We start from the raw sequence: 16,152 nt of genomic DNA on the forward strand, positions 1-16,152 counted from the left end.
CCCCGAGAAGCAGCGAAAGGCCGTACGCAACCACCGCGTACGGCCTTTCGTATGACCGCCCTCGACCCCGTTCGCTGACAGCGAACGCGCAGACGGCACTCCTGCCTGGCCCGCTCAGGACGGCCCGTCACCCGCCACAGGGCCCGGCTTGGCCGTCCCGGTGCCCCACTTCACCAGAGGACCCTGGAGCTGCGCAGCGGGCCCCGCAGGGCGAGCCGCGGTACCGAGGGCGAACACGTCCGGGACTCCGTCCAGCACCCCGCCTGACGGATCGTCGTCCCCGGAGCGGCGCACCACGTCCCGCTCCGGCATGAAGATGTCCCTGACGACGACCGCACACAGGTAGAGCGTTCCCAGCAGATGGGCCACGATCGCGAGTTGGTAGCCCTCGGTGGGCAGTCCCTTGTGAGCCTCACCACTGGTGGTGTACGCGAGGTACATCCAGATGCCCAGGAAGTACCCGACCTCGCAGGCCTGCCAGATCAGGAAGTCCCTCCAGCGGGGCCGGGCCAGCGCGGCGAGCGGGACCAGCCACAGCACGTACTGCGGTGAGTAGACCTTGTTGGTCAGGATGAAGGCCGCGATGATCAGGAAGGCGAGCTGGGCGAAGCGCGGCCGACGAGGGGCGGTCAGGGTGATCGCCACGATGCCGGCGCACACGAGCAGCATGAGGATCATGGCGTAGGTGTTCGCCTGTTCCCCGGTGATCTGGGTGTTCGCGCGCTGCGTGTAGAGGAGCCAGATCGAGCCGAAGTCGACGCCGCGCTCCCTGCTGAAGGAGTAGAACTTCGCCCAGCCTTCCGGTGCGAGGAGCATCACGGGAAGATTCACGACCAGCCACGAGCCCATCGCACCCAGCAGGGCGGTTCCGAACTCGCGCCACTTGCCCGCGCGCCAGCACAGCACCAGCAACGGCCCCAGGAGCAGGAACGGATAGAACTTCGCGGCCGTGGCGAGCCCCAGCAGGACACCGAAGGCGAGGCTGCGGCCACGGGACCACATGAGCATGGCGGCGGCCGTCAGGGCGACGGCCAGCAGGTCCCAGTTGATGGTGGCGGTCAGCGCGAAGGCGGGGGCGAGAGCGACCAGCAGGCCGTCCCACGGGCGGCGCCGATGCGTGCGGGCGACGCAGACGGCGATGACGGCCGCGCACACCATGAGCATCCCGGCGTTGACCATCCAGTAGACCTGCTCCTGGGTCTGGATGGTGCCGCTGCCCGGGGTCAGCCAGGAGGCGACCTCCATGAACACCCCGGTGAGCACCGGGTACTCGAGGTACTCCATGTCGCCGCTCAGCCGGTCGAAGTAGGGCACGAGCCCGTCGGCGAAACCGCGACCCTGGTAGAGGTGCGGAATGTCCGAGTAGCACGCGTGCGTGTACTGGGTACTGGCCCCGAAAAACCAGCCGCCGTCGTAACAGGGCAGCTTCTGGACCATTCCGAGGGCGAACATCCCGATGGCCACGAGGGCGACGACGCGCACAGGGGTCCACCACGACGTGCCGAGCAGCGCACGTCGCCCCAAGGGACCGCCGATCAGCTCACTGCCTTTCGCGGCGACCTCGTCCTCCTTGGTCGGCCGTACCGGATCGGGCTCGTGCACGCCTGCGCGCGTCGTTTCTGCACTGGGCATGGCCACATCCTGCCGTACAACCCTGAGGAACGGGCGGGAGCCTTCGCACACAGGGCGTCGGGCACCGAACACCTAAGTAACCGGAATCAGAGTTGTCACTTTCTGCCCCACAAGAAACAATGATCACTTCCTGAACAGACCACTCCTCAGGGGGAACACATATGGGAAGCAGGAGCCGGGTTGCGACGCTGTTCGCGACGGCCACACTGCTCGCAGGTGCCACGCTAGTCTCCGGCGCGGGCACAGCCGGCGCCGCCGGCGTGGACGACTTCACCTTCAAGGTCCAGCGGGATCCGAAGAAAAGCTTCGGAGTCGTCGTGTATAACAAGGGGCGCTACGCGGGCATGGCCTACTGGCAGGCCAACCCGATCGCCGATCAGAACATCCCCGGCGACGCACTCCAGGCCGTCGACTCCTTGAAGGACGGGTGGAGCATCGAGGCAATCCTGATGCCCGTCGACCGCACGGTGTCGACCTCGGGCCACACCGCGCCCTACATCAGCCCCTACAAGACCGGAAACCTGGCCGAAGGGACCACGGTCAAGCTGAGGGCCTGTGCGAGCAAGGGCCTCAACTCATCATGCTCCGACTACTACAGCGGCAGGGCGTAACGGCCCGTAGTACGGCGAGGGCCGCCGCACCCCCTGGGTGCGGCGGCCCTCGTTTCACGTGAAACACCGACGGCTATTGGTCTTCCTGACCGCCGAAAATGCCTCCGTTTCCGTTTCCTCTGGTATTCCCTGTCCCGGTGCTCTCGCTTGCCGTGGGCGAGTTGGTCACACCTCCGCTGGAGCCACTGGAGTCGCCGCCCTGCGACGTACCGCCGTCGTTGTTGCACTGCGGGTTGACCGGGTTGCAGATCTCGGGTGCCGAATTGGTGGGGGACGGCTCGGCCTGACTGGCCGTCGGGCTCGGAGTGGAGCTCGGGGTCGACTGCTCCTCCGACTGCGTCGGCGTCGGCGTCGGGCTCGGGGTCTCTCCGACGACCACGCCGATGTCCTCCGGCTCCGGGAACGGAAGCGGCTTCTGGTTCTTGAGGGCCTTCTCCATGTAGTCGTGCCAGATCTGGGCCGGGAACGAGGCGCCGTGGATCTTCTCCTCGCCGCCCGTGCCGAACATCTCCAGGAACTCGCGCTTCTTGCTCGACTCCCTGTCGTCGAGGCGGTACATGGAGATCGCCGTCGACAACTGCGGTGTGTATCCCACGAACCAGGCCGACTTGTTGCCGTCCGTGGTACCGGTCTTGCCGGCCACCTGGCGATCGTCAAGCTTGGCCGAGGTGCCGGTGCCCTCCTCGACGACCGTCCGCAGGACGTCGGTGACGTTGTCGGCGACCTCAGAGGTGAACGCCTGCTTTTCGACGGCGATCTTGTTGTGGTCGAAGACCGTTCCCTCCTTGCTCGTCACCTTGGTGACGGAGAAGGGGTCACGCTGCTTGCCGCTGGCGGCGAACGTGGCGTACGCCCCGGCCATGCGGATCGCACTGGGGTCGGAGGTACCGATCGAGAACGAGGGCACGGTGGCGCTGGCGAGGCTGCTCTCCTTGAGGCCTGCGTCGATCGCGGACTGCTTCACCTTGTCCAGGCCGACGTCCATACCGAGTTGGACGTACGGGGAGTTCGCAGAGACCCGCATCGCCTCACGAAGATCGATGAGGTACTGCGGCGGCGTGCCGTACGACTCGTCTCCGTCGTTGCGCTGCAGCCACTCCTTGTCCTCCTCGTTCTTCCAGACCTCTCCGTTGTACTCCTTGATCTTGAGCAGGTTCTTGGAGCTGAAGAGGCTCTTCGGGGAGACCTTGGTGCGCTCGTCCTGTGCCTGGTCGCGTTCCCCGTCCGGGTCGCGCGTACCCCAGCTCATGGCCGCCGCGAGCACGAACGGCTTGAAGGTGGAGCCCACCTGGGCACCGGTCTGGTCGGCGTTGTTGGTGAAGTGCTTGGTCGCGTCCTCGCCGCCGTAGATGGCCTCGATCGCACCCGTCTTGGGGTTCACCGAGGCGCCGCCGAACTGGACGAAGGTGTCCTTGTCCGGACGCAGCTTGGGCTTGATCTTGGCTTTCTGGACCTTCTTCACCGCGGCCTCGAGCTGGTTGACCTTCGTCTTGTCGAAGGTCGTGTAGATCGAGTAGCCACCCTCCTGGAGGTCCCTTTCGGTGATGCCCGTCTTTTCGCTGTTGTTGATGAGGTAGGCCTGGGCAAGGTCCACGAGATAGCCGACCTGGCCGCTCAGCTTGTCGTTCGAGCGGGGGTTCTCGATCTTGGGGAACTTGGTGTACGTGGCCCGTTTCGCGGCGGACAGGTGTCCGTCCTTCACCTCTTCGTCGAGGATCCACTGCCAACGTTCCACAACCCGCTTGGTGTTCTTCTGTGGAGTGGCGTTCACCGGGTCGATCGAGACCGCGCCCGCCGGGTCGTAGTACGTGGCGCCCTTCAGGACGGCTGCGAGGAAGGCACACTCACTCGGGTCGAGCTTGACTGCGTCCTTGTTGAAGTAAGCACGCGCCGCCGCCTGAAGACCGTACGCCCGCCGCCCGTAGTAGGCGGTGTTCAGGTAGCCGGCCATGATTTCTTCTTTTTTCATGTTCGCTCCGACCTTTATGGAGACGAACAGCTCCTTGAGCTTGCGCGACAGCGTCTGCGACTGGTCCTCGAGCATGGCGTTCTTCACGTACTGCTGGGTGATGGTGGAACCACCCTGGGTCTGGCCGCCCGTGGCCATGTTGAACAGGGCCCGCCCGATGCCCATGGGGTCGACACCACGGTCTTTCTCGAACGTCTTGTTCTCGGCCGAGATCACGGCGTACCGCATTGACTCGGGGATCTGGTCGTAGCCGATGATCTGCCGGTTGATCTCACCACCGGTCGCGACCATCGGAGTGCCGTCTTTCCAGTAGTAGACGTTGTTCTGCGCCTTGGCCGCCTTGGCCTCGACCGGCTCGTCTACCAGGGCATACCCGACACCGGCCGCGACCATCAGGCTCCCGAAGAAGCCGACGAACAGCCCCGTCACCAGACGCCACGAGGGCACCCAGCGCGCGGCCCCGTACCTGCCGGCACGCGGATAGTCGATGATGCGCCTCTTGTCGGACGCGGCGGCCCGGCCTCTGCCGCGCCCGGGGTCCGGTGCTCTGCGGCGGCCACCGGCACCGGTACTGCGCTGGGCCGCGCGCCGGGCATCGGCGCGGCCACCGTACGGACGCTCTTCACCCACTGGGCGGGAGAGCCCGTAAGCGTCGGAGGAAGATCCAGTTGCGCCTCGCGGTGCAGCGCGGCGGCCGGAGGACGAGCCGGATGGACCGCGTCGGCCCCCGGCACGTCCACCGCCCTGCGGCTGCGGCGGTTTGCGACGGTGCTCGCTCATCGAACGACTACTCCTCGGGCAGGCGCACCCCTGCGCGCCTGGAAGCGGCGGCTGGTTTCCGGTCCCCCCGAAATACGGACGCGGCCGGTTGGGCACTCATCCGCACTGCATCCAGGACCAAGACGTCCCCATACGTCACACGGTTCCCGTGGGTCCACTGCATGGCGCACAGACTACGCATCACCGAAACCCCTGCAGAGCCGGACTCCGCACGAACTCGGGCAAATTTCTTCCTACGAATCGGTGATGTGATCCCGCTCACCATGCTCTCCCTTGTCCCATCCGTAGGGTGGTTCTATCGTCGAGATGTATCGAGTCGATACATCGGTGCGGCATAGATGTCGTGCGGACGAGGTGACGGCAGGAGGAGGCGACGATGAGCCGGCGTTCCGGGATCCTCGAGTTCGCGGTCCTCGGTCTGCTCCGTGAATCTCCGATGCACGGCTATGAGCTGCGCAAACGACTCAATACCTCACTGGGGATATTCCGCGCCTTCAGCTACGGAACGCTGTACCCCTGCCTCAAGACGCTCGTCGCCAACGGCTGGTTGATCGAGGAATCGGGGAACACGACCGAGGACGCCCTAGCCGCACCGCTCGCGGGGCGGCGCGCCAAGATCGTCTATCGGTTGACGGCGGAAGGTAAGGAGCACTTCGAGGAGTTGCTCTCCCAGACGGGTCCCGACGCGTACGAGGACGAGCACTTCGCGGCTCGCTTCGCCTTCTTCGGGCAGACCTCCCGGGATGTGCGCATGCGCGTCCTGGAGGGCCGTCGCAGCCGGCTGGAGGAGCGCCTGGAGAAGATGCGCGCCTCCTTCGCCCGCACCCGGGAGCGCCTCGACGACTACACCCTCGAGCTCCAGCGCCACGGGATGGAGTCCGTGGAGCGCGAAGTGCGCTGGCTGAACGAGCTCATCGAGAGCGAGCGGGCCGGACGGGACCTCAAAAGGCCCTCCTCCGAAGACCCCGCTCAGCACAACGGCACATCTGGAGAGTCGGGCGGCCTGCCCCGGCACCGGGACGCCACCCGGCCGGATCCGTCCGACGACACCACCATGTGAGGTCCGGTCCGGACTTCACCTCGTACACACAGGGAGCAACCGGAATGGGTTCGGTTCGCGTAGCGATCGTCGGCGTGGGCAACTGCGCCGCGTCGCTGGTGCAGGGAGTCGAGTACTACAAGGACGCCGACGCGGCGTCCAAGGTCCCGGGTCTGATGCATGTCCAGTTCGGCGACTACCACGTGGGCGACGTGGAGTTCGTCGCCGCGTTCGACGTGGACGCCAAGAAGGTCGGCCTCGACCTGGCGGACGCCATCGGCGCCTCCGAGAACAACACCATCAAGATCTGCGACGTGCCGACCACCGGTGTGACGGTCCAGCGCGGCCACACCCTGGACGGGCTCGGCAAGTACTACCGCGCCACCATCGAGGAGTCCGCCGAGGAGCCGGTCGACGTCGTCCAGGTCCTCAAGGACAAGCAGGTCGACGTCCTCGTTTGCTACCTGCCCGTCGGCTCCGAGGACGCGGCGAAGTTCTACGCCCAGTGCGCCATCGACGCGCGGGTCGCCTTCGTCAACGCCCTTCCGGTCTTCATCGCCGGTACCAAGGAATGGGCGGACAAGTTCACCGAGGCGGGAGTCCCGATCGTCGGTGACGACATCAAGTCGCAGGTCGGTGCCACCATCACGCACCGCGTCATGGCGAAGCTGTTCGAGGACCGGGGCGTAGTCCTGGACCGCACGATGCAGCTGAACGTCGGCGGCAACATGGACTTCAAGAACATGCTGGAGCGCGACCGCCTGGAGTCCAAGAAGATCTCCAAGACCCAGGCCGTCACCTCGCAGATCCCCGACCGGGACCTCGGCGAGAAGAACGTCCACATCGGCCCGTCCGACTACGTCGCCTGGCTCGACGACCGGAAGTGGGCGTACGTGCGCCTCGAAGGCCGTGCCTTCGGCGACGTGCCGCTGAACCTGGAGTACAAGCTGGAGGTCTGGGACTCCCCGAACTCCGCGGGTGTCATCATCGACGCGCTCCGCGCGGCGAAGATCGCCAAGGATCGCGGCATCGGCGGTCCGATCCTGTCGGCGTCGAGCTACTTCATGAAGTCCCCTCCGGTCCAGTACTTCGACGACCAGGCTCGGGAGAACGTCGAGAAGTTCATCAAGGGCGAGGTCGAGCGCTAGCCGGCTTTTGCCCGACAGCCTGTTTCCAAGGGCTTGCGAGGGTCCTCGGGTCGTCTGCCCGAGGGCCCCTGCCCTATGTGAGGCTGTGCAGCATGGCTGTCGTCCGTGATCTGCGCGTACTCCTGCGCTTCCGGGGCTTCCGGCATCTACTCACCGTGCGGCTGCTCTCCCAGGGCGCAGACGGTGTCTACCAGGTCGCGCTCGCCACGTACGTCGTCTTCTCGCCCGAGAAACAGACCTCGCCCGCCGCGATCGCTTCGGCGATGGCGGTGCTGCTCCTGCCGTACTCGCTCGTCGGCCCCTTCGCGGGCGTCCTGCTGGACCGCTGGCGGCGCCGGCAGGTCTTCCTCTACGGGAATCTGGTGCGGGCGGTGCTGGCCTGCGCTACGGCCGTTCTGATGGTGAGCCCGGTTCCCGACTGGCTCTTCTACGTGTCCGCGCTGTGCGTCACCGCCGTCAACCGGTTCGTCCTGGCAGGCCTCTCGGCCGCGCTGCCGCGCGTCGTCGACGCTGAGCGCCTTGTGATGGCCAACTCCCTGTCGCCCACGGCAGGCACGCTCGCCGCGACCGCCGGTGGAGGCCTGGCATTCGTCGTGCGGCTGGTCGTCGCCGACTCCGACGCCGCCGTGGTCCTCCTCGGTGCGACTCTGTACCTGTGCGGCGCCGTCGCCACGCTCCGGATCGCTCCCGACCTACTCGGCCCCGACCGGACGTTGATGCACCCACGACTGGGAACGGCGCTCGCCGGAACGGCGCGCGGGCTCGCGGCCGGTGTGCGCCATCTGGCCGAGCCCGCACGCCGGGAGGCCGCCTGGGCGCTCGCCTCGATGACCCTGATGCGCTTCTGCTACGGAGCCCTGACGGTCATGGTGCTGATGCTCTGCCGGTACGCCTGGGCGTCCGGTACGACAGGAGAGCCGGACTCCGACGAGGGACTGGCGCTGCTGGGGCTGGCCGTGGGTGTCTCGGGGGCCGGGTTCTTCGCCGCGGCCGTGGTGACCCCTCCTGCGGCGGGGCGCCTGGGGCCCGGCCGCTGGATTATGGTCTGCGCTGCTGTGGCCGCGGTGCTGGAGCCCGCTCTCGGGCTGCCGTTCACCCCGGTGCCGATACTGATTGCGGCCTTCGTCCTGGGGCTGACCACCCAGGGTGCGAAGATCGCCACGGACACAGTAGTGCAGTCGTCCGTCGACGACGGTTTCCGTGGCCGGATCTTCTCCGTCTACGACGTGCTCTTCAATGTCGCGTTCGTCGGTGCCGCCGGTGTGGCGGCCCTGATGCTGCCGGCGGACGGACGATCAGTTGCGCTCGTGGTCACCGTGTCCGTTATTTACGCGGCAGTAGCTGCCCTTATGGCCCGCTTTGAGCTCCAGTAAGTGTCACATCAAAGCCACAGTCCCTCTCACAGCTACGGAGTCGCCGCTGGGGCCGGTAGCTTACGTGCGTCTTATTCGCGCCAGGCGCCGATCTTCCAGGGGGACCCAATGACCGTTCCGCCCCAGGGCCAGAATCCCTTTGCGCAGGGCCAGCAGCCCTATCCGCAGCAGCCCTATCCGCCCCAGGGCGGAAACCCGTACGCCCAGCAGCAGCCGCAGCCCGGAAACCCGTACGCCCAGCAGCCGCAGGGCTACCCGCCTCACCCGGGCCAGCCTGGATTCCCCACCGCTCCGCTCCAGCCTCAGCGACCGAAGCGTGGGTTCAAGTTCTTCCTGCGCATCGGCATCGTCATCTGCGCCCTCATAGCCGCCGGCGTGGGCTGGGTCGCCAGCCGGGACGACGCCAACACGGCCAAGGTCGGTGACTGCATGAGCATCAGCAACCCGGACAGTGTCACCGACCCGGGCCTCGAGGTCGTGGACTGCAAAAACTCCAAGGCCAAGTACAAGGTCGCAGAGAAGAAGAACGACACCTCCGGCTGCGACCGCACCAAGTACGCCGAGTACACCGAGACCGGCGGCGGCGATGACTTCACCCTCTGCCTGCAGGAGTACTCCGCCAAGTAGCGGCCACTCACGCCACGAGGGGCGATGCTTCACGGTGTTTCACGTGAAACATCGCCCCTCGGCGTGTGTGCCTCCAACGTGAAACGGGGTCATGTTTCACGTGAAACATGACCCCGTTTCACGGCTCAGTTCTGCTCGGCCCACCATTCCTTCAGCGCCGCCACAGCGGCGTCATGCTCCATCGGGCCGTTCTCCAGCCGGAGTTCCAGAAGGAACTTGTACGCCTGCCCCACTATCGGCCCCGGAGCGACACCCAGGACCTCCATGATCTGATTGCCGTCCAGGTCGGGCCGGATGGCGTCCAGCTCTTCCTGCTCCTGAAGTTGCGCGATGCGCTCCTCAAGCCCGTCGTACGCGCGGGAGAGCGCTGCCGCCCGCCGCTTGTTCCGCGTCGTGCAGTCGGAGCGAGTCAGCTTGTGCAGGCGATCCAGGAGCGGCCCTGCGTCCCGTACATAGCGACGCACCGCAGAGTCCGTCCACTCCCCGGTGCCGTATCCGTGGAAGCGCAGATGCAGCTCGACGAGACGCGAGACGTCCTTGATCATCTCATTGGGGTACTTGAGCGCCGTCATCCTCTTCTTGGTCATCTTGGCGCCGACGACCTCATGGTGATGGAAGGAAACCCGGCCGTCCTTTTCGAACCGGCGCGTCCTGGGCTTGCCGATGTCGTGCAGCAGCGCGGCAAGCCGGAGCGTCAGATCGGGGCCGTCCTCCTCCAGAGCCATCGCCTGCTCCAGGACGATCAGCGTGTGGTCGTAGACGTCCTTGTGCCGATGGTGCTCGTCCCTCTCCAGCCGTAGCGCCGGCAGCTCGGGCAGCACACGGTCCGCGAGACCGGTCTCCACGAGCAACGTCAGGCCCTTGCGAGGGTGCGCCGAGAGGATCAGCTTGTTCAGCTCATCACGCACTCGCTCCGCGGAGACGATGTCGATGCGCTCGGCCATCTCCGTCATCGCGGCGACCACGTCCGGAGCAACCTCGAAATCGAGCTGCGCGGCGAAGCGTGCGGCACGCATCATCCGTAGCGGGTCGTCGGAGAAGGACTCCTCAGGGGTGCTCGGAGTCCGCAGGACGCGGTCGGCCAGGTCCTTCAGACCGTCGTGCGGGTCGATGAACTCCTTCTCGGGGAGCGCCACCGCCATCGCGTTCACGGTGAAATCACGCCGTACGAGATCCTGCTCGATGGAGTCGCCGTAGGACACCTCGGGCTTTCGGGAGGTCCTGTCGTATGCCTCGGAACGGTATGTGGTGATCTCGATTTGGAAGGACTGGCGTTCCTCACCGACCAGGGCTTCCTTCTGTGCTCCGACCGTACCGAAGGCGATACCGACCTCCCACACTGCGTCCGCCCAGGGCCGCACGATCTTCAGTACGTCGTCGGGGCGGGCGTCCGTCGTGAAGTCCAGATCGTTACCCAGCCGGCCGAGCAGCGCGTCGCGTACCGAACCTCCCACGAGGGCGAGGGAGAACCCGGCCTCCTTGAAGCGGCGGGCGAGGTCGTCGGCGACCGGGGAGACGCGCAGCAGTTCACTGACCGCGCGGCGCTGCACCTGGCTCAGTGCGCTGGGGGTGTCTTCGTTGGCGTTCGGCACAACAGAAAAGGGTACGTGGCCCGGGAGGCCCGGAGCGCCTCCATTTCGCACGGCCGGTGCCCGCTGGATCCCGTCCGAGGGCCGTCGGCCCTTCGACGCGACCCTCCTGAGCGCCTCTCGGACGGCTCTCCTTATATAGAGGTCACGCGCTGCACCGAGGTCACCCGATCTCCACAGAGCGCATGAGGCCTTCAACAGGTCGCCCGACGCATGGACCGATGGAGAAGAATGGAGAAGACCTGCCCTCGACGAATCTCGGGGAGAGGAGCAGCACGTCAGGCAGGGCGAGCGCGCCTTGAGCGCCGGAACACGCATATGCGGCCACCCACGGCATCCAAGGCGTCGGACTCCGCCGATCCGATCTTGCTCAGGAGACCGCGGCACTCAGCCCCCGCGCGCATCGTTACCATGCGTGGACGCACATGACGACGACCACTGACGACGACGAGGGACGGACGAGCGCGTGGCCGAGGCGGCAGACTTCCAGGGGACCAGTCCCTCACCTGCCCGCCGGTGGCTGAGGAGCACGGGAGCACTGCTCGCCGGGGCGCCCCTGCTGGCCGGGCTGCTGCAGCTGCCCGCCGCTCAAGCCGCTCAGGCGGCCCCTGAGACGCCCCAGGCCCCCGTGACGGCCGCCAGCGGGTCCCGGACCGTCGACGTCAACCTGGACTCCCTCTCTCCTGTCGCGCCCGTGGAGGGGGACACCCTCACCATCACCGGCACGGTCACCAACAAGGGCAAGCGGACCGTCACCGACGCCGAGGTGGGCCTGCGGATTGGCCCCAGCCTCCAGGGACGGAGCTCGATCGACGCAGCAGCCAAGAACCCCGCCTTCGGTGCCCGGGTCGAAGGCGTCGAGGTCGGTGCCAAGTACGTCGAGAAGTTCTCCAGGCTGCCTGCCGGCATCGCGGAGCCCTTCAGCATCTCCGTCCCCGTCGAAGAGCTGGATCTCGGCCCCGACGGCGTCTATCAGCTGGCGGTCACTCTTACCGGACAGACGGCCACCCAGCCCATCCCGCAGGTGCTCGGCATCCGGCGGACGTTCCTGCCGTGGCAGCCGGAGGCACCGGAAACCCGGACGAAGACCACGTTCCTGTGGCCGCTGATCTCCACGGTCCATCTGACCGCGGAGACGGGCTCGGACGAACTCCAGACGCCCGTATTCAAGAACGACGACCTGGCCAAGGAGATCGCGCCCGGCGGACGGCTGGACCAGATGCTGACCGCCGGCCGGAACCTCGACGTCACCTGGGTGCTCGACCCGGACCTGCTGGCCTCGGTGGACGCGATGACCCGCAGCTACCAGGTCGACGGCCCGGGGGACTCCACCATCGCGGGCAGGAATCAGGCGGTCGCCAAGCAATGGCTCGACCGGCTCGAGAAGACCGTCACGGGCAGTGAGGTGGTTGCCCTCCCGTTCGCCGACCCGGATCTGGCGTCGCTGGCCCACAACGGCAAGGACGTGGCCGGCTCCCTGAGCCGGCTCAAGGACGCGACGGACGTCGCCGCAGACACCGTGGAGACGATCCTCCACGTGACACCGAGCACCGACTACGCCTGGCCCGCGGAAGGCGCGGTCGACCCGTCGATCGTCAAGGTCGCCACCTCCGCCGGCGCCCATACGGTGATCACCCGCAGCGACAGCTTCCAGGAGTCCGGCAGCCTGACCTACACGCCCACCGCCGCGCGGCCCATCGGCGGCGGCACCACCGCGGTGGTCGCCGACGCCCGGATGTCGACGGCTTTTCGCAGCGACATGACCGTCGCCGGCAACTCCACCCTCGCCGTGCAGGAGTTCGTCGCGCAGAGCCTGATGCTCACGCTCCAGCAGCCGGAGAAGCAGCGGAGCATCGTGATCGCTCCGCAGCGCATGCCGACCGCCAGCCAGGCCCTGGTCATGGAACAGGCCGTGACGGCACTCCAGCAGGGGAACTGGTCACAGACCCAGACGCTGGCGGCGGCCGCGAAGGCCAAGCCCGACCCATCCGCCACCACGCGCGTGCCCTCCGCGAAGGCGTACCCGTCCGCCCTGAAGAAGCAGGAGCTTCCGCGGTCGGCCTTCGAGGAGCTGGAGGCCACCCAGCGCAACCTGGACAGCTTCCAGGGGATCCTCACTCGCTCCGCGCGGGTGGTCACCCCCTTCGGCCGGGCCCTGGACCGGGGCGTCTCCACTTCCTGGCGCGGGCGGACGACCGACGCGGCCGTCTTCCGACAGAACGTCACGGGGCACCTGAGGAAGCTCACCGACCAGGTGACCCTGATCGAGAAGTCCGAGGCGAAGCTCTCCGGTCGCAGTGCCACGATCCCTGTGACCGTGCAGAACAACCTGGTACAGGGAGTGGACCATCTGGTACTGCGCCTGACCTCGACGAATCCCACTCGACTCAAGGTCGGCGACCACTCCTACCAGGAGCAGCCGGTCGCGGTCTCCGGTGGACACAGCCAGTCCGTGAAGTTCACCACGTCAGCCAACGCCAACGGCCCGGTCACGGTGTGGGCCCAGCTCTACACGGAGAACGGCCAGGAGTACGGCAACCCCGTACGCTTCGATGTGAAGGTCACCGAGATCACCAGTGAGGTGATGCTGGTCATCGGCGGCGGCGTACTGCTCCTGGTACTCGCCGGGTTCCGTATGTACACCCAGCGCAAGCGCGCGGCGGCCCGCCAGGCCGAGGAGTCCGGTAACGCCGACGACGCCGCGGAGGAACACCTGGACGGTCCCGAGGAGGAGTCCGGCGCGGAGTCCGGGGCAGGCGCCCCCGGGCACCCGAGTGACCCGGCACCGGACACCGCAGTGGGAAGCACCGACCCGTCCGGCGCGGGTGAGAGAGTGGACCGTTGAGCGATGTCGTGGCCGGTGGGCCAGGGGACGATGAGGTGGGGTAAGCCATGAACGCGCCGTACGACGGTGACCGCGGCCAGGACGCGGGCGCCCAGGGCTCCCTCGAGGGTCCGGCGCCCGATCCCGGCCAGGTGCCGCCGCAGCCGCACGCCGACATGTACTACCAGGACGCCCACGGCCAGGACCCCTACCAGGCACACGCCCCGTCCGCCGAGAACACGTCCGCCGAGGCCCTGTACGACCGTGCCGCGCCGCCTCCTCCCCAGCCCGGCACGTATCCGCCGCCGCAACAGCAGCTCTACGCCCAACCGCCGGCACCTCAGTACACCTCCGACCCGCACCTGTGGGCCCGGAGCCCCGCGCCGGATGCGGACGCCTCCACCCGGCAGCAGCCGTACGCCGACGACCCCCGCACGAGCCCGTTCGTGGGCGACGACGGCCTGATGGCCGGGGCCGGTGAGGAGCGCCACGAGCCGGACGCCTTCGCCCATCTTTTCCGTGACCAGCAGCAGGCTGGCGGGCGCCCGCCGGCCGGTCGGCCCACCGTTGATCCGGTCGGCCCGTCCGCTGGTCGGCCGACCGACCAGCCCGGCGTACCGGCACCGGCACCGGGTCCGGCCACGACGCCGGCCACCGCGTACGGTCAGGCGTCCGGATACGGCTCGGCACCGGGGTTCGGATCAGCACCTGGCTACGGACCGGCACCCGGATATGCATCCGCGCCCGGGTACGGGCAGGCACCAGCACCCGCGTCCGGGGCCGACGCCGCCCCCGCCGCGGACCCGACGCCTCCCTCAGCCGCACCAGCACCCGCACCCACGAAGAAGGGCGGCCGGGCCGCGGGCCTGCTGAAGTCGAGTGCCGTGATGGCTGCGGGCACCATGGTCTCCCGTCTCACCGGTTTCATCCGCTCCGCGCTGATCGTCGCGGCGCTGGGCACCGCCGTCCTGGGCGACACCTTCCAGGTGGCCTACCAACTGCCGACCATGATCTACATCCTGACCGTGGGCGGCGGGCTCAACTCCGTCTTCGTGCCACAGCTCGTGCGCGCCATGAAGGAGGACGACGACGGGGGCGAGGCCTACGCCAACCGGCTGCTGACCCTGGTCATGGTGGCGCTCGGCACGCTCACCGTGCTCGCGATGTTGGCGGCGCCTCTCCTGGTCCGCGCCCTGTCGAATCCCGTGGCCAGCGACCCCGCGGCCAACGAGGTCGGTATCACCTTCACCCGCTACTTCCTGCCCTCCATCTTCTTCATGGGCATCCACGTGGTGATGGGGCAGATCCTCAACGCCCGCGGCAAGTTCGGCGCGATGATGTGGACCCCCGTCCTCAACAACATCGTCATCATCGTCACTCTCGGCATGTTCCTCTGGGTGTACGGCGCCAGCGAGACCTCGGGCATGGAGGTCACGAACATTCCGCCGGAGGGCCAGCGCCTCCTCGGTGTCGGGGTACTCCTCGGCCTCGTCGTGCAGGCGCTCGCGATGATCCCGTACCTGCGCGAGACCGGGTTCAAACTGCGGTTGCGCTTCGACTGGAAGGGCCACGGCCTCGGCAAGGCCGCGATGCTCGCCAAGTGGACGATCCTGTTCGTCCTCGCCAATCAGGCGGGCGCCCTCGTGGTCACGCAGCTCGCCACCGCGGCGGTCACGGACACGAAACTGGCCGGCACCGGCTTCAGCGCCTACGCCAACTCCCAGCTCATCTGGGGCCTGCCCCAGGCCATCATCACCGTCTCCCTGATGGCGGCCCTGTTGCCGCGGATCTCCCGCTCCGCCGCCGAGGGCGACGGCGGAGCCGTTCGCGACGACATCTCCCAGGGTCTGCGTACGACGGCCGTCGCGATCGTGCCGCTCTCCTTCGGCTTCATCGCGCTCGGCATTCCGATGTGCACCCTGATCTTCGGCGCCTCAGGCACCGACGCCGCCACGAACATGGGCTACATGCTGATGGCCTTCGGCCTCGGGCTGATCCCGTACTCCGTGCAGTACGTCGTCCTGCGCGGCTTCTACGCCTACGAGGACACCCGGACCCCCTTCTACAACACGGTCATCGTGGCCGCCGTCAACGCGAGCGCCTCCGGGCTCTGCTACTTCGTGCTCCCGGCCCGATGGGCGGTCGTCGGTATGGCCGCCGCCTACGGTCTCGCGTACGCGATCGGCGTCGGAGTCGCCTGGAACCGGCTGCGCAAGCGGCTCGACGGCGACCTGGACGGTTCCCGCGTCATTCGTTCCTACGCCCGCCTGAGCATCGCGTCGCTGCCCGCAGCTCTGCTGGGCGGTGCGGCCTGCTACGGCATCACCCAAGTTTTCGGTCAGGGTGTCTTCGGCTCCCTGGCCGCCCTGCTCGGTGGCAGTGTCGTCCTGTTCGGCGTCTTCTTCGTCGCCGCCCGGAAGATGCGCATCGAGGAGCTCAACTCCATGGTCGGTATGGTTCGCGGACGGCTGGGCCGCTGAGCCGGGGGTAGGCGCACAACCATCGTCCGCCGCTGTGTGTCGTGCATAGCGGCGGACTGTGGGCACAATTGGCTTTGGCG

At 67.4% G+C, this 16,152-nt stretch carries 10 protein-coding genes; 7 read left to right on the top strand and 3 right to left on the bottom strand.

The annotated features are described in order from the left end of the window. Positions 1-114: 114 nt before the first annotated feature. On the bottom strand, positions 115-1,632 hold the full coding sequence (locus EF387_RS17655; RefSeq protein WP_128377507.1) for a glycosyltransferase family 87 protein: 1,518 nt from the start codon (positions 1,630-1,632) through the stop codon (positions 115-117). Positions 1,633-1,793: 161 nt separating this feature from the next. Here EF387_RS17655 and EF387_RS17660 point away from each other — a divergent pair, with 161 nt between their 5' ends. Beyond that, entirely contained in the window at positions 1,794-2,243 is a 450-nt protein-coding gene (locus EF387_RS17660; protein ID WP_128377508.1) for a hypothetical protein, read from the top strand. 73 nt (positions 2,244-2,316) lie between these two features. Here EF387_RS17660 and EF387_RS17665 read toward each other — a convergent pair whose 3' ends face one another. Beyond that, on the bottom strand, positions 2,317-4,992 hold the full coding sequence (locus EF387_RS17665) for a transglycosylase domain-containing protein (RefSeq protein WP_128377509.1): 2,676 nt from the start codon (positions 4,990-4,992) through the stop codon (positions 2,317-2,319). A 376-nt stretch (positions 4,993-5,368) separates the two neighbouring features. Here EF387_RS17665 and EF387_RS17670 point away from each other — a divergent pair, with 376 nt between their 5' ends. The 4 genes from EF387_RS17670 (at position 5,369) to EF387_RS17685 (ending at position 9,179) form a co-directional block, all read left to right on the top strand. Next, positions 5,369-6,052, top strand: a complete 684-nt coding sequence (locus tag EF387_RS17670) for a PadR family transcriptional regulator (protein ID WP_128377510.1) — start codon at positions 5,369-5,371, stop codon at positions 6,050-6,052. A 44-nt stretch (positions 6,053-6,096) separates the two neighbouring features. Continuing rightward, positions 6,097-7,179, top strand: coding sequence for an inositol-3-phosphate synthase (locus EF387_RS17675; RefSeq protein ID WP_128377511.1), 1,083 nt, complete (start codon positions 6,097-6,099; stop codon positions 7,177-7,179). A 92-nt stretch (positions 7,180-7,271) separates the two neighbouring features. Further along, positions 7,272-8,552: an MFS transporter gene (locus EF387_RS17680; protein ID WP_128377512.1), complete on the top strand. Its 1,281-nt coding sequence runs from the start codon at positions 7,272-7,274 to the stop codon at positions 8,550-8,552. A 108-nt stretch (positions 8,553-8,660) separates the two neighbouring features. Beyond that, a complete protein-coding gene (locus EF387_RS17685; protein WP_128377513.1) occupies positions 8,661-9,179 on the top strand; it encodes an LppU/SCO3897 family protein in 519 nt (172 codons plus the stop codon). A gap of 125 nt (positions 9,180-9,304) precedes the next feature. Here EF387_RS17685 and EF387_RS17690 read toward each other — a convergent pair whose 3' ends face one another. Continuing rightward, a complete protein-coding gene (locus EF387_RS17690) occupies positions 9,305-10,771 on the bottom strand; it encodes a CCA tRNA nucleotidyltransferase (protein ID WP_128377514.1) in 1,467 nt (488 codons plus the stop codon). Positions 10,772-11,234: 463 nt separating this feature from the next. Here EF387_RS17690 and EF387_RS17695 point away from each other — a divergent pair, with 463 nt between their 5' ends. Continuing rightward, positions 11,235-13,613 carry a DUF6049 family protein gene (locus tag EF387_RS17695; RefSeq protein WP_128377515.1) on the top strand — a complete coding sequence of 793 codons (2,379 nt, stop codon included), beginning with the start codon at positions 11,235-11,237 and terminating at the stop codon, positions 13,611-13,613. Positions 13,614-13,660: 47 nt separating this feature from the next. Continuing rightward, on the top strand, positions 13,661-16,072 hold the full coding sequence (gene murJ / locus EF387_RS17700; protein WP_128377516.1) for a murein biosynthesis integral membrane protein MurJ: 2,412 nt from the start codon (positions 13,661-13,663) through the stop codon (positions 16,070-16,072). Positions 16,073-16,152: the final 80 nt, after the last annotated feature.

Source organism: Streptomyces cavernae (assembly GCF_004023625.1).
Lineage (GTDB): Bacteria > Actinomycetota > Actinomycetes > Streptomycetales > Streptomycetaceae > Streptomyces > Streptomyces cavernae.

What these genes read in the sequence shown, in the direction of transcription:
- EF387_RS17655 (WP_128377507.1), bottom strand. Translation starts at nt 1,632, where the DNA reads ATGCCCAGTGCAGAAACGACGCGCGCAGGCGTGCACGAGCCCGATCCG.
- EF387_RS17660 (WP_128377508.1), top strand. Translation starts at nt 1,794, where the DNA reads ATGGGAAGCAGGAGCCGGGTTGCGACGCTGTTCGCGACGGCCACACTG.
- EF387_RS17665 (WP_128377509.1), bottom strand. Translation starts at nt 4,992, where the DNA reads ATGAGCGAGCACCGTCGCAAACCGCCGCAGCCGCAGGGCGGTGGACGT.
- EF387_RS17670 (WP_128377510.1), top strand. Translation starts at nt 5,369, where the DNA reads ATGAGCCGGCGTTCCGGGATCCTCGAGTTCGCGGTCCTCGGTCTGCTC.
- EF387_RS17675 (WP_128377511.1), top strand. Translation starts at nt 6,097, where the DNA reads ATGGGTTCGGTTCGCGTAGCGATCGTCGGCGTGGGCAACTGCGCCGCG.
- EF387_RS17680 (WP_128377512.1), top strand. Translation starts at nt 7,272, where the DNA reads ATGGCTGTCGTCCGTGATCTGCGCGTACTCCTGCGCTTCCGGGGCTTC.
- EF387_RS17685 (WP_128377513.1), top strand. Translation starts at nt 8,661, where the DNA reads ATGACCGTTCCGCCCCAGGGCCAGAATCCCTTTGCGCAGGGCCAGCAG.
- murJ (WP_128377516.1), top strand. Translation starts at nt 13,661, where the DNA reads ATGAACGCGCCGTACGACGGTGACCGCGGCCAGGACGCGGGCGCCCAG.